The organism is Streptosporangium longisporum, assembly GCF_039534895.1.
GTDB classification, from domain to species: domain Bacteria; phylum Actinomycetota; class Actinomycetes; order Streptosporangiales; family Streptosporangiaceae; genus Streptosporangium; species Streptosporangium longisporum.
The window spans coordinates 1,710,526-1,732,826 of record NZ_BAAAWD010000006.1; the positions used below are offsets into that span (position 1 = coordinate 1,710,526).

General features: G+C 71.8%; 14 protein-coding genes and 1 tRNA gene. 10 read left to right on the forward strand and 5 right to left on the reverse strand.

Annotated elements, in window-relative coordinates; all coding sequences use genetic code 11:
• Positions 1-34 precede the first annotated feature (34 nt).
• Positions 35-886: an alpha/beta fold hydrolase gene (locus ABD832_RS11970; RefSeq protein ID WP_344892740.1), complete on the reverse strand. Its 852-nt coding sequence runs from the start codon at positions 884-886 to the stop codon at positions 35-37.
• Positions 887-958: 72 nt separating this feature from the next.
• On the opposite strand from ABD832_RS11970, the gene ABD832_RS11975 reads away from it, so the two are divergent.
• The 3 genes from ABD832_RS11975 to ABD832_RS11985 all read left to right on the forward strand — a co-directional run bounded on the left by ABD832_RS11975 (position 959) and on the right by ABD832_RS11985 (position 5,134).
• Complete coding sequence (locus tag ABD832_RS11975) at positions 959-2,029, forward strand: sigma-70 family RNA polymerase sigma factor (protein WP_344892743.1); 1,071 nt, start codon at positions 959-961, stop codon at positions 2,027-2,029.
• A gap of 199 nt (positions 2,030-2,228) precedes the next feature.
• A complete protein-coding gene (locus tag ABD832_RS11980; RefSeq protein WP_344892746.1) occupies positions 2,229-2,984 on the forward strand; it encodes an ABC transporter ATP-binding protein in 756 nt (251 codons plus the stop codon).
• Positions 2,981-5,134: an FtsX-like permease family protein gene (locus tag ABD832_RS11985; RefSeq protein WP_344892749.1), complete on the forward strand. Its 2,154-nt coding sequence runs from the start codon at positions 2,981-2,983 to the stop codon at positions 5,132-5,134. The genes ABD832_RS11980 and ABD832_RS11985 overlap by 4 nt, the downstream gene beginning before the upstream one ends.
• A 150-nt stretch (positions 5,135-5,284) precedes the next feature.
• Here the strand turns inward: ABD832_RS11985 and ABD832_RS11990 are convergent, their stop codons facing one another.
• A complete protein-coding gene (locus ABD832_RS11990; protein WP_344892752.1) occupies positions 5,285-7,354 on the reverse strand; it encodes a cellulase family glycosylhydrolase in 2,070 nt (689 codons plus the stop codon).
• 584 nt (positions 7,355-7,938) lie between these two features.
• Between ABD832_RS11990 and ABD832_RS11995 the strand changes: the two genes are divergently transcribed.
• The gene (locus tag ABD832_RS11995) at positions 7,939-9,168 is read left to right on the forward strand and encodes an SGNH/GDSL hydrolase family protein (RefSeq protein ID WP_344892755.1); all 1,230 of its coding nucleotides are present in this window, start codon (positions 7,939-7,941) and stop codon (positions 9,166-9,168) included.
• Between the two features lie 344 nt (positions 9,169-9,512).
• Here the strand turns inward: ABD832_RS11995 and ABD832_RS12000 are convergent, their stop codons facing one another.
• Positions 9,513-9,854 (reverse strand): histone-like nucleoid-structuring protein Lsr2, encoded by a 342-nt coding sequence (locus ABD832_RS12000; RefSeq protein ID WP_344892758.1) that lies wholly within the window; start codon positions 9,852-9,854, stop codon positions 9,513-9,515.
• A gap of 510 nt (positions 9,855-10,364) precedes the next feature.
• Positions 10,365-10,450 (reverse strand) — tRNA-Leu (locus tag ABD832_RS12005).
• A gap of 167 nt (positions 10,451-10,617) precedes the next feature.
• Between ABD832_RS12005 and ABD832_RS12010 the strand changes: the two genes are divergently transcribed.
• The 3 genes from ABD832_RS12010 (at position 10,618) to ABD832_RS12020 (ending at position 15,230) form a co-directional block, all read left to right on the forward strand.
• Entirely contained in the window at positions 10,618-11,925 is a 1,308-nt protein-coding gene (locus ABD832_RS12010) for a M20/M25/M40 family metallo-hydrolase (RefSeq protein ID WP_344892761.1), read from the forward strand.
• Positions 11,926-12,035: 110 nt separating this feature from the next.
• Positions 12,036-12,656: a hypothetical protein gene (locus ABD832_RS12015; RefSeq protein ID WP_344892764.1), complete on the forward strand. Its 621-nt coding sequence runs from the start codon at positions 12,036-12,038 to the stop codon at positions 12,654-12,656.
• Positions 12,657-12,902: 246 nt separating this feature from the next.
• On the forward strand, positions 12,903-15,230 hold the full coding sequence (locus tag ABD832_RS12020) for a chaplin family protein (protein WP_344892766.1): 2,328 nt from the start codon (positions 12,903-12,905) through the stop codon (positions 15,228-15,230).
• 180 nt (positions 15,231-15,410) lie between these two features.
• On the opposite strand, the gene ABD832_RS12025 is transcribed toward ABD832_RS12020, so the two are convergent.
• Positions 15,411-15,596: a DUF5703 family protein gene (locus ABD832_RS12025; protein WP_344892769.1), complete on the reverse strand. Its 186-nt coding sequence runs from the start codon at positions 15,594-15,596 to the stop codon at positions 15,411-15,413.
• Between the two features lie 157 nt (positions 15,597-15,753).
• On the opposite strand from ABD832_RS12025, the gene topA reads away from it, so the two are divergent.
• From topA to tmk, 3 genes are all read left to right on the forward strand, one after another.
• The gene (gene topA / locus ABD832_RS12030) at positions 15,754-18,414 is read left to right on the forward strand and encodes a type I DNA topoisomerase (RefSeq protein ID WP_344892771.1); all 2,661 of its coding nucleotides are present in this window, start codon (positions 15,754-15,756) and stop codon (positions 18,412-18,414) included.
• 128 nt (positions 18,415-18,542) lie between these two features.
• Entirely contained in the window at positions 18,543-20,033 is a 1,491-nt protein-coding gene (locus tag ABD832_RS12035) for a metallophosphoesterase (protein ID WP_344892774.1), read from the forward strand.
• Positions 20,034-20,178: 145 nt separating this feature from the next.
• Positions 20,179-22,242 carry a dTMP kinase gene (gene tmk / locus ABD832_RS12040; protein ID WP_344892777.1) on the forward strand — a complete coding sequence of 688 codons (2,064 nt, stop codon included), beginning with the start codon at positions 20,179-20,181 and terminating at the stop codon, positions 22,240-22,242.
• The last annotated feature ends 59 nt before the right edge of the window (positions 22,243-22,301 follow it).

The window sequence follows — 22,301 nt, forward strand, 5'->3', positions numbered from 1 at the left end:
AGGCTCCCCTGTGCGGGAGCCCGCGCGCCGTCGCTCAGTCCCCGCGCAGGACCTCGCGCAGCCGGGGGGCGAAGACGTCGGGGGTCTCGGCGAAGGCGATGTGACCGCCGGGGAAGAGCGTCGGCTTCGTGCCGAGCGCCGTGGCGAGCGCGCTGGACGTCAGGTCGCAGAACTGGCCGGCCGACTCCTCGCCGACGCCGACCACGATGCGGACCGGCCCGTCGCGCAGGGCGGCGATGTCGGGCTTCCAGCCGGTGCTCCCGCGCATCTCGTGCAGGAACCAGAAGCGCTCGTCCAGAGCCTGCTGGGGGTCGGCCTGGGCCGCCTCCTCGGGCGAGTACGCGTCGCCCGAATCGTCGGACTCGCCGGGCTCGGGCATCTGGATGTTCGCGTTCGCCAGGAACTTGGCCCAGGCACCCCCGACGTCACCGGAGGCGTAGGTGGCGACGATGTCCTCGACGGCGGCGTGGCGCTCCTCGCGGTCGTCGAGCACCTCGTTCAGCGGGGCCTCGTGCGCGATCACGGTGTGCACCCGCTCGGGGTGGGCGACGGCGAGCGCCAGCGCGCTGACGGCGCCGCCGCTGGAGCCGAAGACCGCGGCCGGGCCCGCGTCGAGGTGGGCCAGCAGCCGGGAGAGGTCGTCGGCGCGCATCCGCGCGGTCGAGTCCTGCTCGGGGTCGTCGAGCGTGCTGCGGTTGATGCCGCGCGGGTCGGTGGTGAGGACCGTGTGGTCGGTGGCGAGCAGGTCGGCCAGCGCCGTGAAATGCACGGCGTGCATCGGGGCGCCGACCAGGACCACCAGCGGCCCCTGCCCCCGTACCTCGTAGTACAGCGTGGCGTCGGGGACCCTGAGTGACCCGGTGGTAACGGTGGTCGTGCTGTCCATGACATCTCCTGAAACGGTGCCGCGGTGTTTCCTTACGGGGGAGACCGCGGCCATGGGGCAGAATCGTCGCATGTGAGCGAAATTTTTTCCGCGGGCCCCGCGAAGGACGCCGAGGACCCAGAAGACCCAGAGGACCCAGAGGACGCCGATCTGGCCCGGGCGCGCGGCGGGGACGACGCCGCGTTCACCCGCCTGGTCCGGCCGCTGCGCCGGGAACTGCACGCCCACTGCTACCGCATGCTCGGGTCGTCCCATGACGCCGACGACGCCCTGCAGGACGCCCTGATCCGGGCCTGGCGGGGATTCGCCCGCTTCGAGGGGCGTGGTTCGCTGCGCTCCTGGCTCTACACCGTGGCCACCCGCACCTGCCTGGACATCATCACGAACCGTGGCAGGCGGGCCCTGCCCATCGACCTCGGGCCGTCCAGCGACCGCGTCGTGGTCGACAACGCCCCGCTGACCGACGTCGCCTGGCTCGGCCCGTACAACGACGCGGGGCTCGCCGACGGCCCGGCCGGTCCGGGCGCGCGCTACGAGCAGCGCGAGGCGGTCGAGCTCGCCTTCGTCGCCGCGTGCCAGCACCTGCCCGGCAACCAGCGGGCGGCGCTGCTGCTCTTCGAGGTCCTCGGCTTCTCCGCCGCCGAGATCGCCGGGATGATGGACACCTCGGTCACGTCGGTGAACTCCGCCCTGGCCCGCGCCCGCAGGATCGTCGCGGAGAGGGTGCCCTCCGTCACCCAGCAGCGGACGCTCCGCCGGATCGACGACGCCCGGGTCCGCGAGATCGTCGCGGGCTACTCCGCCGCCCTGGAGGACGGCGACGCCGGTGCCCTGGTCGCGCTCCTCACCGAGGACGTCACCTGGTCGATGCCACCGATGCCGCACTGGTACCGCGGCATCGACATCGTCACCGACTTCGCCGTACGGGTCCCGCTGAACTCGTGCGGGCACTGGCGGCACCTGCCGGTCGGCGCCAACGGCCAGCCCGCGGTGGGCTCCTACCTGTGGGACGACGAGGCCGGCGCGCACCGCGCCTGGGGGATCGACGTGATGACCCTGCGCGAGGGTCGCATCGCCGAGATCACCTCGTTCATCGGCCTGGACCACTTCGACGCCCTGGGCCTGCCCGCGTCCCTGCCCTGACGGCCCGTTCCTGCCCTGACGGCCTCCACCCCACCCCGGCCCGGTCCTGGCCTACCCCGGCCCGTCCTGGCCTGCCCCGGCCGGTCCTGGCCTGCCCTGACCGGTCCCGACCGTCAGGACTTTCGGCCGATGGGCCGCGGGAGCGATCGGCCGGTCGGCCGATCCGGGCGAGGGGGGCCCGCGGGCCAGAGTCGACGGCATGAGTGAGTTCGTGCTTTCCGGCCACCGCCTGACCAAGCGGTTCGGGCCGGCCGTCGCCCTCGCCGGGGTGGACATCGGGATCGGCCGGGCCGAGGCCCTGGCGATCATGGGACCGAGCGGGTCGGGGAAGTCGACCCTCTTACATTGCCTCGCGGGCATCATGAAGCCCGACACCGGCGAGGTGCACCTCCTGGGACAGCGGATCGACGCGATGGGAGAGCGGGAGCGCAGCGCGCTGCGCCGTACCCGCTTCGGGTTCGTGTTCCAGTTCGGGCAGCTGCTGTCCGAGCTGCCCGCGGACGAGAACGTCGCGCTGCCGCTGATGCTCGGCGGGACGGCGCGGGGGCAGGCCGTACGGGAGGCGCGGACCTGGTTCGGGCCGCTCGGGCTGGATGGGCTGGAGGGAAGGCGGCCGGGCGAGCTCTCCGGCGGGCAGGCGCAGCGGGTCGCGATCGCCCGCGCGCTCGTCACCCGCCCCGCCGTGATCTTCGCGGACGAGCCCACCGGCGCCCTCGACCGGACCACCGGCCAGGAGATCATGCGCATCCTGGTCCAGGCCACCAAGCACAACGGCGCGTCCCTGGTCGTGGTCACGCACGACCCCGAGGTGGCCGGTTGTTGCGACCGGACCGTCGAGGTCCGCGACGGGGTGATCGTCGCCCCCGCTGGGGGACGGGGCCACGGCGAGGCATGGGACCACGGTGGGGCATGGGACCGTACGAGCACCCGGGTGCTGCCCGGAGGGAACTCGTGAGGACCCTGCTGGAGCTGAGCTGGCGGCTGCTGCGCGGTGGCGGTCGCCGGTCCGCCCTGGGAACGGGGCTCACGGTCACGGCCGTGGCCGTCTCGTCGGCACTGCTGTTCTTCGCGCTGGCCGCCAACCTCGCCTTCGCGGCACGCGCCGACCGGGAGGCGTGGCGCAACCCGGTCCCGGCCTCGGGGACGCCCGTCGCGGTCCAGTCCACGACCGAGGACCACGTCCGGGACCGGCCCGTCACGGTCGTGAACCTCGCCCCGCTGCGCGACGCCCACGGGGCGCGTCCGCCCGGGATGCCCCGGATGCCGAGGCCGGGTGAGACATGGGTGTCACCGGCGCTCGCGGAGCTGATGCGGGAGCTTCCGGCGAAGCAGCTCGCCGCGCGCTTCCCCGGCACGGTGACGGGCACGCTGGGCGACGACGGGCTGCTGTACCCGGGGGAACTCGTCGCCGTGGTGGGACGCGCGCCCACCGACCCCGGGATGACGCTCCCCCCGCCGGGCTCCCCGCCGGCCTCCTGGGAGGACTCCCGGGTGGCCGGGACGCCGGTGAGGATCGGCGACCTCACCGGCAGGACCGGCGAGGACAGCATGGCCTACCAGGGCATGGCGATCATCGCGAGCGTGCTGATGGTCGTACCGCTGCTCGTGTTCGGCGGCGCGGCGGCCCGGCTGACGGTGGCCCGGCGCGACCAGCGGCTGGCCACGCTGCGGCTGGTGGGGGCCACGCCCTGGCAGGTCGCCGCGATGACGGTCGCCGAAGCGGTGATCACGGCGTTCGGCGGGGCCGTGCTCGGCCTGGCGCTGTACGGCGCGGCCGTCCCGCTGCTGAGCCGGATCGAGATGGCGGGCGGGGCGTGGTTCGCGGGCGACCTGTGGCCCGGGATCCTCCCGGTGCTGGGCGTGCTGCTGGCCGTACCCCTGCTGGTCGGCCTGTCGGCGGTGGTCGGGCTGCGGCGGGTGGTGGTCAGCCCGCTCGGGGTGGCCAAGCGCGAGACGCCGCCCGCGATGCGGTTCGTCCGCGTGATCGTCCTGCTCGTGATCCTGGCCGTGGTCCCGATGACGTTCCGGAGCACCTCGGTGGCGGTCGTCGCCGTCGTCCTCGCCATGGCCTTCCTCGCCGTCAACCTCGTCGGCCCCTGGGTGGTGGGCGTCATCGGCCGGATCACCGCCCGTACGGCACGCGGGCCCGTCCGGCTGCTGGCCGGCCGCCGCCTGGTCGACGACCCCAGGTCGGCCTGGCGGACCGTCAGCGGGGTGGCGCTGACCGGTTTCGTCGCCGGGTTCATCGGGCTGCTGAGCCCCTCGGCCGACCTGCTGGGCGATCCCTCCGGCCCGACCGGCCTGCGCATCACGATCCCCGCCGACCAGGCGACCGCTCTCGCCGGGGAGGCGAAGAAGCGGCTGTCCGAGGCCGGTGTCGAGGCCCGCGTCCAGGTCTCCGGCACCGGGTCCGGGACGGAGTCCAGGATCGGCACCCGGTCCGGGTCCAGGACCGACTCCAGGACCGGCGCCGAGCCCGGGTCCGACACCACGACCGACTCCGGGTCCGGGACCGGCACCACGACCGATTCCAGGACCGGCACCGACTCCAGGACCGGCACCGGATCAAGGACCGGGGAGCGGACGCTCGTCGTGGACCTGCCCCCGGGCGACGGCCACGCCGCGCGGACCGACACCGCCCGCACCGCCCTCGCCGGTCTGGTGCCGGGGCACGTCGCCACCTCGCCGGAGGACGACCGGTGGCGGGTCGACGAGCTGCTCGGCGATGTCCGTACCGGAACGCTGATCGTGCTCGGTGTCTCCTTCCTGGTGGCGATCGCGAGCGCGGGGATCACCGCGGCCTCCTCGGTGCTCGACCGGCGCCAGGCGTACGCCCTGCTCCGCCTGGCCGGAACCCCGCTGGAGGTGCTGGACGGGGCGCGGCGCGCCGAGACCCTCATCCCGCTCGCGGTGATGGGCGGCGGCTCCATCCTGATCGGCATGTTCTGCGCGCTGCCGTTCATGTACGCGGGCATCAGCGTGAGCGGGGCGGTCACCCTGCTCTCCGCGGTGACCGTGGGCTTCGCCGGGGTCATGGGCGCCTCGGCGCTGTCACGCCCCCTGCTCCGCTCGGTCACCACCGACCCGGCCCCGCGCCCGGACTGAGGGCAGAGGCCGCGTACGCGACGGTCCCTGGACCCGGGGGGCCGTCGCGTACGCGGCCCCGGGCGGTGAGCGCGTTCCGCTCGGGCGGGCCGCGATCCGGTTCCGCCGGATCGCGGCCCGCCGTGACGGTGCCGGGCGGGTCCCGCTCGGTCAGCTCGTGGTGCCGGTGACCGAGCTGCCGGACCTGGTGACGTGGTAGGTCACGGTCGCGCCGCTCCAGAAGTGCAGGGTGAGCGTGACCCGTGCGCCGTCGTCGACCTCGGCGAAGAAGGCCGGCTTCAGCGTGATCGTGCCTGCGGCGTAGTCGGGCGCGAACGCGACGTCGAACTCCTTGAACGACGTCCAGTTGTGCGGGCCGGCGTTGCTGCCGTCGGCGTACTTGGCCTCCATGGTGGCGAGGCGGTCGCCCTTGAACGCGGTGGGGACGGCGAAGGCGCTCGTCGTCCCGCTCGCGTTCTGCACGGTCGGCCTGTCATAGGTGACGATGTCGATCCGCCACGGGACACCCTGGGAGAACCGGGCCGACAGCGTCGCGTTGACGCCGTAGGCCCGCGAGCCCACCAGGCGGGTGAGCGCGGACGCCGTGAGCGTGAGCTGGTCGCCCGAGACGGTGTAGTCGGTGCCGCGCACCAGCTCCGTGTTCCCGTGGCGGAGCCCCGTGAACGAGGTGCCGTTCAGGTTCAGCGTGAGCGTCTTGCTCGTGACGGCGGACGCCTTCGCGACGAACACCTGGTCGGAGGAGGCTGTCCCCGAACGCGTCGTCCAGCTGGACCTGATCTGCGCGAACAGCTCGGGGTCGGACCACTGGAACGTGGTCCGGCCGAAGTGCTGGCCGTTGTCCCAGAGCATGGTGGTGATCTGCCTGCTCCGTGCGTAGTGGCCGAGGAACTCGAAGAACTTCAGTTTCTCGCCCTGCTGGATCGTGCCGGTGTGCCGGTCGAAGCCCAGCAGGCCGTACTCACCGATGATCACGGGGATTCCACGGGCCACGAAGGAGGCGTGGACCCGGTCGAACGCGCCGGTCAGGTCCTGCTGGACGGTGGCGTCGAAGCGCGTGCCGCCCGCGACGTTCACGCTGAACGGCCAGTACCCGTAGAAGTGGACCGTCGCGATGAGGTTGGGGTCGTTCATCGCGGTGAACGTGGCGGCCAGCTCGTCGATCCTGGCCTGGTCGGCCGAGGTGTGCAGGGTCGGCAGGACGAGGAACCGGCTCGCGTTGTTGCCGCCCGACCGGCGCACGATGTCCCGGAAGGACGTGTTGAGCTCGTTCAGCAGGGTCGCGTTCTGGGCGTCCCCGGAGCTGCCGGTGAACTGCGGCTCGTTGACGCTCTCGAACACCAGCTTGGCCGAGGAGTCGCGGAACGTGTTCGCGATCTGCGTCCAGGTCGCGTTGTACCGGGCCAGGACGTTCGCCCGGTCGGTCGGCATGGTGTTGATCCACTGCCACGAGTCGTGATGGATGTTGATCATCACGTAGAACCCGTCGGCGAGGGCCCAGTCGACGACCTCCTTCACCCGGTTCATGTACGCCGCGTCGATGGTGTAGCCGGGCGCCCCGCCCTGGTGCTGGCCCCAGGTCACCGGGATCCGGATGCTGTTGAAGCCCTGTGCCCTGATGTTGTCGAGCAGCGCCGCGGTGATCCGCGGGTTGCCCCACGAGGTCTCGTCCGCGCCGGTGGCGTCGAGGGAGTTGCCCAGGTTCCAGCCCGGCTGCATGGCGGCCACGACGGCCTGCGCGTTGCCGGGTGACGGCGTCGGCGTCGAGGTGGGGGTGGGAGTCGGCGTGGGGGTCGGGGTGGGCGTGGGCGTCGGGGTGCCGCCGCAGCTCACGCCGTTGACGGCGAACGTCGTGGGGGCGACGTTGGCGCCGCTGGAGCTGCCGTTGAAACCGACGGTGACGCTCGCCCCCGACGCCAGGCCCGGGGCGTACGACGGTGCGGTCACCGTCACGTTCCTGCCCGACTGGGTCCAGGTGCCGTTCCAGCCCTGGGTGACCTGCTGGGCGCCGGGCCAGGTGTAGGTCAGCGTCCACGGGCTCACCGCGTCGCCGAGGTTCTTGATCGTGATGTTGGCGCCGAACCCGCTGCCGCCGTCCCAGGTCTTGGCGTACGTCACCGAGCAGGCGACCGCCGCGTTGGCCGCGGGTGAGGTGAGGGTCACCCCGATCACCGCCAGGAGCGCGACCGCCGTGGACAGGGCCCACAACCGTAATGTCTTCATCTTCAAGCCTCCGGTGGAAGGAGCACCCGTAAGGGAGCGCTCCCATGTTTGGCCCGTTTCACGCACGTGTACAGCGCGTTTCCCCAGGCCCGCCGCTGACCTGCTCCTGAACGCGCCGGAATTCAGCGGAGGTCTGAAAATTTCAGCGACGGGACCGGAACGGACACGGCACCCCCGCGCACCGGGACACCCGGGCCGTCTTACCCCGGGACACCGGGCCGTCGTGCACCGGGACGCCGGGCCCTCGCGCACCGGGACGCCGGGCCGTCGTGCACCGGATACCGGGCCCTCGCACACCGGATGCCGGGCCTCGCGCGCCGGGTGCGGAGGCCGCTCGGCGAGGGATGTGCGGTGCCGGAAAATCCCCTACCCGGCCCGACCTGCCCGATCACCGGAAGCCCTACCCGGGCGAGCAAATGCATGCTTGACGATCAGCGCGATACGAGATCTCTTAGGTGGAGCGGTCGGGCCGAATGGAGATCTTGACGTCATCGGTACGACATGCTGTGATCTCTTATCCGTTATTTCATGTATGTTTTGTAGGAAATGGGGCGGTTGTGAGGGTTCTCCGGCGTGCGGCTGCGATGGTCGCGCTCCTGATGGGTGCGGTCGGCATCCAGATCGTTCAGGGCGGAGCGGCGCAGGCTGCCCTGCCCACCGCCGCCGTCGCGCTCGGCGACAGCTTCGTCAGCGGGGAGGGTGCGGGCGACTACCAGCCCGTCGTCGACGCCTCCGGCACGCCACAGGGATTCCCCGGCTGGTCGGCGGCCAACAGCAACGCCTTCTTCTGTCACCGCTCGGCGAACGCCTCGTTGTTCAAGGCGTCGTTCCCGGGCATCCAGGACCGCTTCAACCTCGCGTGCTCCGGCGGCCAGCCCGCCGACATCGCCAACCCCTCCGGTGCCCGTCCCAAGGGCCGCTCCGTCGCCTCGCAACTCGACCAGCTGCGCGCCGTCGCCCAGACCCACGACATCGACGTCGTCCTCATCGGCCTCGGCTCCAACAACTCCCAGTTCACCTTCGGCGACGTGGCCTCGGTCTGCGCCAACCGCTTCATCGCCGATGCCTGGACGGGCTGGTGGGAGTTCTGGGCCTACCTGGGCGGCGACGTGCCGCAGGAGCCCTGCACCGTCTCGGACCTGGCCTCCGACGCCGAGGTCGCGGCCGCCACCACCGAGACCACCGCCGCCCTGCGCCAGGTCCTCGACACCCTCGCCCAGATCGACGCCGACGGCGTCCACCAGGTGGTCCTGCAGAACTACACCAACCCGCTGCCGCTCGACGTCGCCTCGCAGTACCGCGAGGAGGACAACCGTAGCGACACCCGCGACAAGTTCCGTGCCCTCGGCGCCGAGCGGTACGCCGCCGGCTGCCCGATCCACCGCGCGAGCCTCGCCCCCGGGCACGTGTTCTCCCAGAACCTCGGCTCCCTGGTCAGGAACGCGTACACCACCCTGGCGGCCGAGCGTCCGGCGGCCGACCTGCGGGTGCTGGACGTCCAGAAGGCCTTCGACGGGGCCCGGCTCTGCGAGAACCCGGGCAGTCCGGCGAACACGCTCGCCACGCCGGTCCGGGTGCAGGACGGGCCGTCCGGCACGTTCGTCACCAGCCTGTCCGGCTGGGACAAGCTCGACGTCCAGCGGGTGGCGAACACCTGCGTCAGCTACTTCCAGACCTGCCAGGAGGCATGGCACCCCAACGCCGCGGGCCACGCCGTCCTCGGCCAGTGCCTGACCGGCGCCCTCAACGCCGCGAGTCGTACGGTCGTCACGTGCGCGCGCAACGGGGACGGCACGCTCACCATCTCCTCATGACGCCTGCCCCCTGACGTCCTCCTCCCGGCGTCTTCCTCCGACGCGCGACGGCGCGCGCCCCACCCCGGGGCGCGCGCCGTCCCGCGTTCCCCGGCGACCGCGCCTCGAAGGGGCCCTCGACCGTTTCCACCCGCTCCCGGAACAAGACCTCAGCAGATCCTCTCCGTGGCCGCCCGACGGACGTTCTCTCTTCCACGGGACCGTTCGCACCGATCGTCGGTATGGTTCACGCCGAACCGGCGCGAACCATACCGCCCCGTGCGTCCGCGCTTCCATCGAGTACGCTCCCCCGCAATTCCGGCCGGGCCGGGCGAGGTCTCCCCGAGAAAGCCGGGTGAACACCGTCAATGGGCGGCCTCGTACTTTTCCACGATCGACGAGGCGATCCTGCCGCGCTCACTGACGTTCATCCCCTGCGTCTTCGCCCATTCGCGAACCCTGGCGCTCTTCTCGCGGTCCATGGCGCGGCTGCCGGTCGTGCCTCCCTTGCGGCCGCGTGCCTGCCGTTCCTGGCGGATCGGACGGGCGGCGTTGATGAAGGGGGCCAGGACCTCACGCAGCCTGTCCGCGTTCTCGTCGCTCAGGTCGATCTCGTAGGCGGACCCCTCGAGAGCGAAGGAAACGGTGCCCGACGCCTCGCCGCCGTCGAGGTCGTCGACGAAAGTCTCCACGACCTTCTTAGCCATGTCATTCTCCAGATATGTTGTGGTGAGGCATGCCTCAGCGATTCACGGTGGTTCTTCAACCCGACGGGATCGGCGTGATGAGCTGCGGACTCCTCTCAGGTAAGAGGAGCTACCGGAAGCGGTGCGACCACCCCGTACCCCGATGCCGCGATCATAGTCGGGTCGTGCCGACGCCGGTCGCCTTCACGTTTCTTTTCGTGCCTCGTAACCCCGGCATCCCGAGGTCCGGGGAGAAAACACGCCTTTGCGTGTTCGCAATCCTCCTGCCCTCCCGATGAAGGACCGAACGTTTTCTCTCCCGGCGGGATCGGAGGGCGAGGATCGCCGAGGAGGCCCGGCGGAAGGGAAGAGGACGGCTGCGGCCACCGGAACGCGGCCCGGATGCCGTATTCGACGAAGAACACCGGAGGAAACGGCCTCTGCATGCGAATGGGCCTGCACCCGGTTCACGACCCCTCAACGAGGGTTGTCGTGATGACCAAGGTCAGGCCCAGCGCGTACCACGGTGTGTGTCCGAGGGGGGACTTGAACCCCCATGCCCCGCAAAGGGCACTAGCACCTCAAGCTAGCGCGTCTGCCTATTCCGCCACCCGGACGTGGTGCCTGCACGAGGGACCGTCATCCCGCGTCGGCGGACTTAGGTTAGCAAACTCTTGAGCGCGCGTCATATCGGTAAGAGTCCAGGTCCGGCCCGGGGTGCCGCGGGAAGGGGAGCGACGGCAGGATGGGAGGTGACGCCGTACCGAACCCCGAGGAGCCCCACATGACCGCGATCAACGCCGAGGACGAGGTCGCCGGGCTGTGCCGTGACCTGATCAGGATCGACTCGACCAACGCGGGTGACAACGCGGGGCCGGGCGAGCGGGCCGCCGCCGAGTACGTGGCCGAGAAACTCGCCGAGGTGGGACTGGAGCCGCAGATCCTGGAGTCGGACGACCGCCGGGCCAACGTGGTCGCCCGCATCGCCGGCGAGGACTCCTCGCGGGACGCGCTGCTGCTCCACGGCCACCTGGACGTCGTCCCGTTCGACGCCGGCGACTGGACCCTGCACCCGCTCAGCGGCGAGATCGCCGACGGCTGCGTCTGGGGACGCGGCGCGGTCGACATGAAGGACATGGACGCCATGATCCTCGCGGTCGTGCGGCAGCGGCTCAGCGAGGGGCGCCGCCCGCCCCGGGACGTGGTGCTGGCGTTCACCGCCGACGAGGAGGCCGGCGGCACCTACGGGGCGCAGTGGCTGGCCGACAAGCACAGGGACCTGTTCGACGGGTGCTCGGAGGCGATCGGCGAGGTCGGCGGGTTCAGCGTCACCATCGACGAGCGGCGCAGGCTCTACCTGATCGAGGCCGCGGAGAAGGGCATCGCCTGGATGCGGCTGACCGCCACCGGCCGGGCCGGTCACGGGTCCATGCTCAACGCCGAGAACGCCGTCACCGAGCTGGCCGAGGCGGTGGGGCGCATCGGGCGCCACGAGTGGCCGTTGCGGATGACGCGGACGGTCGAGGTGTTCCTGCGCGAGACCGCCGGGGCGCTGGGGCTGGAGCTCGACCTGGACGACCCCGAGAGGACCGTCGCCGAGCTGGGGCCGCTGGCGCGGATGATCGGCGCCACCCTGCGCAACACCGCCAACCCCACGATGCTGGAGGCCGGCTACAAGGCCAACGTGATCCCCCAGACCGCCACCGCGCACGTGGACGGCCGCTTCCTGCCGGGGTACGAGGAGGAGTTCTTCGCGACCCTCGACGAGCTGCTCGGGCCCAATGTGACCAGGGAGTTCGTCTACCACGACATCGCGGTCGAGACCGGGTTCGAGGGGCCGCTGGTGCGCGCGATGGCCGACGCCCTCCTCGCCGAGGACCCGGGCGCGCTGGCCGTGCCGTACACGCTCTCCGGCGGTACGGACCTGAAGGCGTTCAGCCGCCTGGGCATGCGGGGATTCGGGTTCGCGCCCCTGAGGCTCCCGGCGGACCTGGACTTCTCCGGGATGTTCCATGGGATCGACGAGAGGGTTCCGGTGGATTCGCTCCGGTTCGGGGTCAGGGTCCTTGACCGCTTCCTGGACGGTTGCTGAGGCGTTCGAGGGAAAACCGTTGCGTTGACGGCGCGTGCTGCTAACGTGACTCTCCGTTGAGGGAAGGCCCGTGTCGAAGCGGGCCCGTCCAGGAGTTCTCGGGAGGTCATGTGGCACGCGTGCCGCACGTGCAGTGGAGGGCGTTCTCGCCCGCTGCCCGACGCGCGCTCGTGACCCTTCCCGTCGACGACACGATCCCCGGCCGGGCTGACCGGATGGCGCGGTTCGCGGCCGGCACTCGGCGGGGCGTCGCGCGAGCCCTCGCCATCGGCGGTCTCCTGACCGCCGCATGGCTGCTCTCCGTCGTCTTCGGCCTCCTCGGCGCCGCTCCCGCGGTCGCGGACTCCACCGCGGCGGCGGAAGAGGCCCTCTCCCGGACCCCTCACACGGCCGCTTCCGGATCGGCCACGACGGCCGATGACTTCCCCACGGGCAGCGGCGGGCCGTCGGCGACGGACAACGCCGAGGCCATGGCGGGGCGAGGTGTGGACGGGCTGACCAGCCAGTCCACCCCGGAATCTCCGGCACCCGCCACCGTCGACCATGGCTCTGGCGCCAACGGATTCGTGCCCCAGAGCGGTGGTGGATCCGGCTTCTTCGGGCCGGGTCCGGGGGATGTCGCGTGGTTCGCCTATGACCCGCGGCTGACGACGCAGCGTGTACCGCCCGCGTTCGTGCTCCCCCCTGTCGTCCGCACAGCGGCGGACGACCCTTCTTTCTCTCCTGACTGACCTCGTCTCGCGGACCGGCCCGTCACTCCCCCGGGGGTGAACCGCCGGTCGCGAAGCCTGCCCTCGTCATCCCCGTCCCCGGGAGAACCGCTCCATCGGTGAGCGGCGAGCAGGCCGACGTGACAGCAACCCCCTTCCTCGTGACGGCCCGTCGAGGCCTCCGCTGTGCGGACCCGTCCGGCCCTCGCATGGCCTCGCACGCCCTCACGAGGGTCAGTTCCCCCCGAAATGCTAGGAGTCTCAATCATGCGTACGTGGGTTACCGGTACGGCCCCCGCGGCACTGCTCGCGCTGGGCGTCATGACCATGGGCGGTGGCACGGCCCTCGCCGACACCGACGGCGAGCACTCGATCGGCGGCGGCAACCAGATCAAGGCACCGATCACCCTGCCGATCGACATCAGCGGCAACGCCGTCGGCGTGCTCGGCGAGTCGGCCGCCTCCTCGCGGGGCGGCGCCTCGGCCGAGACCCCCGGCGGGGACGACCTCTCCGGCGAGACCTCCGGCCGGGGCAGCGTCCTGGGCGGCAACCAGATCACCGCTCCCATCACCGCCCCGGTCAACGCCTGCGGCAACGCCGTGTCGGTGTTCGGCCGCTCCGAGGCGGGCTGCCGTGGCGGTGCCTCGGTCCGCGGCCAGGGCGGTGGCCCCGGTGGCGGGGGCGGCGCGGGTGGCAACCGGACGAACGGCGACCACAGCATCGGCGGCGGCAACCAGGTGGTCGCCCCGATCACCGCCCCGGTCAACGCCTGCGGCAACTCTTTTGCGATCTTCGGCGGGGCCACCGCCGGCTGCCGGGGCGGCGCCGCAGTCAACGGCCAGGGCGGCGGCGGGGCCGGTGGCAACCGGACGTCGGGCCGGGGCAGCGTCCTGGGCGGCAACCAGATCGTGGCGCCGATCACCGCCCCGATCAACATCTGCGGGAACTCGGTCGCCGTCGTCGGCGAGGCGTTCTCCGGCTGCCGGGGCGGCGCCGAGGTCGTCGGCGAGCGGCCGGGCAGGCCCGGTGGGCCGGGACGCCCGGGTGGGCCGGGCCGTCCCGGGGAGCCCGACGGCCCGGGTCGTCCGGGTGGACCCGACGGTCCGGGGCGGCCCGGGGGCCCCGGCACGCCGGACCGGCCGGGCAAGCCGGGGTACGGCGGTCACGGGGACCACGGCGGTCGTGGAGACCACGGCGGCCGCGGGGACCAGGGCGGCCACTGGAACCAGGGCGGCCACGGGGACCACCGTGACCACGGCGACCACGGCAAGCGCGGCCCGCGTCCGGGCGGTCCCGGCGGGTACGAGCAGGGGCCCCGCCCCGGTGGTCCCGGCTGGGGCCCCGGCCGTCCCGGGAACGACACCGACGGCCGCTTCGGGGCCGGCAGCGGCAACCAGGTGGTGGCGCCGATCACCGCTCCCGTCGAGGCCTGCGGAAACGCCGTCGGCAACGGCCGGGCCGGGTGCCCGGGTGGCGTGACCGCCGGGGCCGGTGGGTCCGGCGCCGGTGGCGCAGGCGGGAACACCACCTCGGGCCGGAACAGTGTCCTGGGCGGCAACCAGGTGGTCGCCCCGATCACCGCTCCGATCAACGTCTGCGGCAACGCCGTGGCCGTGCTCGGTGGCGCCTTCGCGGGCTGCCAGGGCGGTGCGTCCGTCGGCAGCGGCGGGCCCGGCGCGGGCGGCGCGGGCGGGAACACCACCTCGGGCCGGAACAGCGTGCTGGGCGGCAACCAGGTGGTCGCCCCGATCACCGCTCCGATCAACGCCTGTGGCAACGCCGTGGGCGTGCTCGGCCGGGCCGCGGCCGGATGCAGGGGCGGAGCCTCCGTCTCCGGGGGCGCGGGCGCCGGGGCCGGTGGGAACACGACCTCCGGCCGGGGCAGCGTCCTGGGCGGCAACCAGGTCGTGGCGCCGATCACCGCTCCGATCAACGTCTGCGGCAACGCCGTGGCCGTGCTCGGCGACGCCGCCGCGGGCTGCCTGGGCGACTCCCGCGTGGGCGGCCCGTCCGGTCACCCCGGCTACCCGGGCCACCCCGGTCACCCGGGCCACCCCGGTCACCCCGGCTACCCGGGTCACCCCGGCGGCCACGGTGGCAACGGCGGTCACGGCGGTAGCGGTGGCCACGGTGGTCACGGTGGCTGGGACGCCAAGCCCGCCAAGCACAGGACCAGCGGCCTGCTGCCCTCCCTTCCCGCCGTTCCGGCCCTGGACGGCGCGGCCCGGACGGCCGGTGCCCCGGGTGCGGCGGACCGGACCCAGGCCGCTCCGGCGGCCGTCCCCGCCGGGCTTCCCCTGATGCCCGTCACCCCCGCCGAGACCGAGGACGCCGGGAGCGCCGAGAGGTCCGAGAGGTCCGAGGGCGCCGCGAGCGGTTCGCCGCTGGCCGCCACCCCGGTCGAGGGGCTGGTCTCCTCGTCCCCGGCCGGTGCGCTGCCCGTCCGTGACCTGGGTCTGATGAGCGCCGCCCAGCCCGTCGGCGTGACCGGGATGAACATCGGTTCCCTGGTCACCCTGCTGGTCGGCGGCCTGGCCGCGGCGGCCGCGGCGGTCTTCAGTACCACCCGCCGCATCCGTTTCGGCCAGAAGTAAGAGATCACTACCTCGTTGGACTGTTTTCCTCAAAGCCACTGAGGGCGACGCACAGACGCCTCGACGGCGGTGAGACGAGACACCGCGCCATCCCGGCGCGGTGTCCCCCCGCCCGGTGAGGCAGGGAAGCTTTGCCCGTTCCGGGGGCGCGGCCCGGAGCGGGCAAAGCCATGTCAGCGGTCACATCGTCCTGCTCACCCGTATGATCTTCCGGCGCAACCGGACGTCCCGACGGCCGTCGGGATACAGTCTCAGGCGGTCGAGTTCCCAGTCACCGTATTCTGCATGTTCGGTGAGTATGCGCCGGGCCATGTCCCGGGAGGTACCGCGCGGAAGGTGGAGAACCAAGTAGGAGTAGTCGAGCACAGCGATTAGTCTCCGAGGGTGAGCCGAGGGACGTCGACACTCATAGGGCTTTATTCTGCGTCCTTACGGCTTCCCTTGGGAGTGCCCCCGACCGAGATCGGGTAACCCGAGGGGAAGAAAACGGGGAACGAATGCGAACAGCGAGGTAGGAAGCAGCGTGCCAGCCAAGAACGGCAACGCCGGCGGAACCCGCCTGGTGATCGTCGAGTCGCCTTCCAAGGCGAAGACCATCGCCGGGTACCTCGGCCGCGGCTACATCGTGGAGTCCAGCATCGGGCATATTCGCGACCTCCCCGAGAAGGCCGACGACATCCCGGAGAAGTACAAGGGAGAGTCCTGGGCGCGCCTCGGCGTCAACGTGGATCATGAGTTCGAGCCGCTCTACGTCGTCAACCACGACAAGAAGGCTCAGGTCAACAAGCTCAAGCAGCTGCTCAAGGACGCCGACGAGCTCTATCTCGCCACCGACGAGGACCGTGAGGGCGAGGCGATCGCCTGGCACCTGCGCGAGGTCCTCAACCCCAAGGTCCCGGTCCACCGCATGGTGTTCCACGAGATCACGAAGAGGGCGATCCAGGACGCGGTGGCCAATCCCCGCACCCTGAACCTGCGGCTGGTCGACGCCCAGGAGACCCGGCGCATCCTCGACCGCCTCTACGGCTACGAGGTCAGCCCGGTCCTGTGGAAGAAGGTCAAGCCCAAGCTGTCCGCCGGGCGCGTGCAGTCGGTGGCGACCCGGCTGGTGGTGGAGCGCGAGCGCGAGCGCCTGGCGTTCACCAGCGCGAGCTACTGGGACCTGCAGGCCATGCTCGACACCGGCCGCGACGAGGTCCCGCACGAGTTCACCGCCATGCTCACCGGCGTGGACGGCAGGCGCGTCGCCCAGGGACGCGACTTCGCGAGCAACGGCACGCTCAAGAGCGCCGGCGTGCTCCACCTGGACGAGCAGGCCGCCACCGCCCTGGCCGGGCGGCTGGCCGGGGTGTCGTACAAGGTCAAATCGGTCGAGCGCAAGCCGTACACCCGCAAGCCGTACGCGCCGTTCAGGACGACCACGCTGCAGCAGGAGGCCAGCCGCAAGCTGGGCTTCTCCGCGAAGTCGACCATGCAGGTCGCCCAGCGCCTGTACGAGAACGGCTTCATCACCTACATGCGGACCGACAGCATCACGCTGTCGGAGACCGCCGTGGCCGCCGCCCGCAGCCAGGCGATCAAGCTCTACGGCGCGGCCTACGTGCCCGACAAGCCGCGCGTGTACGCCAGCAAGGTCAAGAACGCCCAGGAGGCGCACGAGGCGATCCGTCCCTCGGGCGAGGAGTTCCGCACGCCGGGCGAGACCGGGCTGAGCGGCGACATGTTCCGCCTGTACGAGCTCATCTGGCAGCGGACCGTGGCCTCCCAGATGAAGGACGCGGTGGGCGAGTCGGTCACCGTCAAGGCCGAGGGCACCTCCAGCGCGGGCGAGCGGGTCGAGTTCAGCGCCTCCGGGCGGACCATCACCTTCCACGGCTTCCTCAAGGCCTACGTCGAGGGCGCCGACGACCCCTCCACCGACCGGGACGACTCCGAGAAGCGCCTGCCCAACCTGGCCGAGAACGACCCGCTCACGGCCTCCGCGCTGAACGTGCTGTCGCACGCCACCAAGCCCCCGGCGCGCTACACCGAGGCGTCGCTGATCAAGGAGCTGGAGGACCGGGAGATCGGCCGGCCGTCGACGTACGCGTCGATCATCGGCACCATCCTGGACCGCGGGTACGTGTTCAAGAAGGGCACGGCCCTGGTGCCGTCCTTCCTGGCGTTCGCGGTGGTCAACCTGCTGGAGCAGCACTTCGGCAACCTCGTCGACTACGACTTCACCGCCGACATGGAGAAGGTCCTCGACGACATCGCCAACGACCGGGCCGAGCGGGTGCCCGAGCTGCGCCGGTTCTACTTCGGCGAGGACGGTGACGAGGGTCTCAAGGAGATGGTCACCGACCTCGGCGAGATCGACGCCAAGGAGATCAGCTCCTTCCCGATCCGGGGCACCGACATCATGATCCGGGTGGGCCGCTACGGCCCGTACCTGGACCGCGACGGCGCCCGGGTGAACGTGCCGGAGGACCTGGCCCCCGACGAGCTCACCGCGGAGATGGCCGAGGAGCTGTTCTCCCGCCCGACGGGCGACCGCGAGCTGGGCAAGGACCCGGTGACCGGGCACCTGATCGTGGCCAAGGACGGCCGCTACGGCCCGTACGTGACCGAGATCCTGCCCGAGGAGCCGCCACCGGCCGAGAGCACGGGCACCAAGAAGCGGACCAAGAAGACCGACGCCCCCAAGCCGCGTACCGGATCGCTGCTCAAGTCGATGTCCCTGGACACCGTCACCCTGGACGACGCCCTGAAGCTGCTGTCGCTCCCCCGCGTGCTGGGGGAGATCGACGGCCAGGAGGTCACCGCCCAGAACGGCAGGTTCGGCCCGTACGTGAAGAAGGGCACGGACTCGCGCTCGCTGGCCTCCGAGGAGGAGATGTTCACGGTCACCCTGGAGCGGGCCAAGGAGCTGTTCGCCCAGCCCAAGGCGAGGGGCAGGCAGGCCGCGTCCGCGCCGCCGCTGCGCGAGCTGGGCGAGGACCCCGTCTCCAAGAAGCCGATCGTGGTGAAGGAGGGGCGGTTCGGGCCGTACGTCACCGACGGGGAGACCAACGCCTCCCTGCGCAAGGGCGACGAGGTCGAGCAGATCACCACCGAACGTGCCGCCGAGCTCCTCGCCGACCGCCGTGCCCGCGGTCCGGCGCCCAAGCGGCCCCGCGCCACCAAGGCCAAGGCGAAGGCCTGACGGCCTGACGCCACCGGTGGGACCGGGCCCCGGCTTCGGGGCCCGGGGCGGGCGGGGAACGCATTCACGTTCCCGGACGTTCTTCGGAACGCGCCGGAGACCGCCGGCGGGTGCCGGGCAGAGGGCGAGTGACGATCGTGGGCTTCGTGTCGCTGGTCATCTGCGCGATCACGGCGGTCCACTACTACCTGTGGCGGCGCCTGGTCCGCCCGACCACGCGGCCCGGACGGGCCCGCCGGGTGCTGACCCGGATCCTGGTGGGGCTGGCCGTGCTCGCCCCGGTGACGCTGGTCGCCTCGCGCAGCGAGTGGGGGCACTTCCTGGCGTGGCCGGGGTTCTTCTGGATCGCGTTGATGTTCTACCTGTTCGTGTTCCTGGTGGTCCTGGAGATCCCCAGGGCCGTGGCCCTGCTGACCGTGCGCGGGCTGGAGCACCGGGCGAGGCGTTCGCCCGAGCCCCTGGAGACCGCGACCCGCACCGGGAGCGAGTCCCGGACCGAGAGCACGACCCGCACCGACACCGAGGCCCGTACCGAGGCCCGTACCGAGGCCCGCACCGAGATCCGTACCGGGACAGGGGCCGAGGCCCGGAACGGGACGCGGACCGGGAGCGGGTCCCGCGCCGAGAGCGCGACCCGGACCGAGACACGAGCCGAGACCCCGGCCGAGGGCGGGGACGGGGACGCGGCCGGGAGCGGGACCGAGGTCGGCGGGGTGATCGTCGTCCCCGGTGAGGGGAACACGCCTCCCGCCGCGGACGCCCCCACGGAGACCGGGATCACCAGAAGGCTGTTCATCGCCCGTACGGCGGCGGTGGCCGCCGGTGCGGGGGCGCTGGGCGCGGTCGGGTACGGGGTCCGGACGGCCCTCGGCGACCCGGTGATCGAGCGGGTCGGGGTCGTGCTGCCCAGGCTGGACCCGCGCCTGAACGGCCTGCGGTTCGCGGTGGTCAGCGACATCCACCTGGGCCCGCTCACCGGCGTCGCGCACACCCGGCGGATCGTCCGCATGATCAACACGCTGGAGGCGGACGTGGTCGCGGTCGTCGGCGACCTGGTCGACGGCACGGTGGCCGAGCTCGGCCCGCTGGCCAGGCCGCTGAGGGACCTCGAATCCCGCTACGGCGCCTACTTCGTCACCGGCAACCACGAGTACTACACGGCGAACGGCCCGGCCGAATGGGTCGAGGAGCTGCGCGGGCTCGGCGTCCGCCCGCTCGGCAACGAGCGCGTCGAGATCGCCCACGGGGGAGCCGTGCTCGACCTCGCCGGGGTCAACGACATCGGCGGCACGGCCTCGGGGGACGGCCCGGACTTCGAGCGGGCCCTGGGCGGGCGCGACCGTTCCCGGACCACCGTCCTGCTCGCCCACCAGCCGGTCCAGGCCGTCCAGGCGTCCGGGTACGGCGTGGACCTCCAGCTGTCCGGTCACACGCACGGCGGGCAGATGGTCCCCTTCAACTTGATCATCCCGTTCCAGCAGCCGGTCGTCTCCGGTCTCGGCGAGGTGGGCGGCACCCGGGTCTACGTGACGCGGGGCGCGGGTTTCTGGGGGCCGCCGGTCCGGGTGGGGGCCCCGCCCGAGATAACCCTTCTGGAGGTCCGGAACGAGAAACTCTAGAAACACCGGCACCCGGCGCCTCTTTTCGCCTGCGCCGCCTGCGACGCGCGCGGTGGACGTATTACCCTCATCCAACGGACGGCCGCGCGTTTCCGCCTGAGACCTGTCCTCCCCCGCCCGGCGAGCACCTGGATACGCTGAGACCATGACCATCCCCGGCCGGAGCACCGCCCGCCGCAAGCCCCCCCACGTGCTGGCCAACGCCCCGTTCCGCAAGTTGTGGACGGCGATGTCGGTGTGCAGCCTGGGGGACTGGCTCAACCTGCTGGCGCTGACCGCCCTGGCCGGCAACCTCACGGCGGGATGGGGCTACCAGGCCCAGAGCATGGCCATCGGGGGCGTCTTCGTGGCGAAGATGCTTCCGGCCGTCGTGCTGGGCCCGCTCGCGGGGGTCTTCGCCGACCGGTTCGACCGGCGGCTGACGATGTTCTTCTGCGACCTGCTGCGTTTCGCGCTGGTGCTGTCCATCCCGCTGGTCGGCAACTACCAGTGGATCATCGTCGCCACCTTCCTGGTCGAGTGCGTCAACCTCTTCTGGGTCCCGGCCAAGGACGCCACGGTGCCGAACCTGGTGCCCAGGGAGCGGCTGGAGGAGGCCAACCAGCTCAACCTGCTGGTCACCTACGGGACGGCCCCGGTCGCCGCGCTGCTGTTCGCGGTGCTCTCGCTCGCCGACGACGTGCTGGGCCGGCTGGTGCCCTTCCTGGCCCAGCGTGAGACGTACCTCGCGCTGTTCGTCAACGCGCTCGCGTACCTGATCTCGGCCGTCATCATCTTCTCGCTCAAGGACATCCCGAGGACCGTCACGCCGGACGGGGCCGGGACCCCGTCGGTGCTGCGGCAGATCGTCGAGGGCTGGCGGTTCGTCGGCGGCGACCGGCTGATCCGCGGCCTGATCATCGGCATGCTAGGCGCCTTCGCGGGCGGCGGCGCCGTGGTCGGGGTGGCCAAGCTCTACGTGGGAGAGCTGGGCGGTGGCGACGCGGCGTACGGCGTGGTCTTCGGTTCGGTCTTCGTCGGCATGGCGTCCGGGATGTTCTTCGGGCTGCGGCTGCTGAGGGAGCTGTCGCGGCGGCGCCTGTTCGGCCTGTCGATCATCGTGGCGGGGCTGCTCCTCGTGGCGATCGCGCTCGTGCACAACCTGGTGATCGTCGTCCTGCTGACCGTGCTGCTCGGCGCGTGCGCGGGGATCGCCTGGATCATCGGGTACACCATGATCGGGCTGGAGGTGGACGACAACCTGCGGGGCAGGACGTTCTCCTTCCTGCAGTCGCTGGCCCGGGTGACCCTGCTGCTGGTGGTCGCGGTCGCGCCGACCCTGGCGGGCCTGTTCGGCAGGAGCGAGATCGTGGTCGGTTCGGACCCGGTCTACACCTTCGACGGCTCCAACCTGGTGCTGCTGGTCGGCGGCCTGCTCGCCGCGGTCGTCGGGATCGTCGCGCTGCGGCAGATGGACGACCGCAGGGGCGTCTCGATCGTCGCGGACCTGATCGCCGCGGTGCGCGGCAGGGGGTACGCCCCCGAGACGGCCGAGCAGGCGCACGGCATGTTCATCGCGTTCGAGGGCGGCGAGGGGTCGGGCAAGACCACCCAGTCCAGGCTGCTGGCGATCTGGCTGCGGGACCAGGGCTTCGACGTCGTGCAGACCCGCGAGCCCGGCTCGACCAAGGTGGGCATGCGGCTGCGCGCGATCCTGCTCGACGCCGTGCACCAGGGCCTGTCGGCCAGGTCGGAGGCGCTGATGTACGCGGCCGACCGGGCCGAGCACGTGGAGAAGATCATCCTTCCGGCCCTGCAGCGCGGCTCGATGGTGGTCTGCGACCGGTACGTCGACTCGTCGCTGGCCTACCAGGGCGCCGGCCGGGAGCTGGAGCCCGAGGACGTCGTGACGATCAACCGCTGGGCGACCGGCGGGCTCGTCCCCGACCTCACCGTGCTCATCGACGTCCCGCCGTCGGTGGGGCTGACCCGGCTGGGCGGTGCCGCCGACCGCATCGAGTCCGAGCCGCAGGAGTTCCACGAACGCGTACGCCGTGAGTTCCGGTCGCTGGCCGCCGCCGAGCCCGACCGCTACCTGGTGGTCGACGGGACCCTGCCGCAGAACCAGGTCTCCATGATCATTCACGACCGGGTCCGCGAGATCCTGCCCGACCCGGTGCCGCGGGAGACCGAGGACGTCACCGGCACCATGCCCGCGATCCGCGACTGACGGCCCTCACCGGTCGACGGTCACCGATCGACGGTCACCGCTCACCGGTCGGCGGCCGT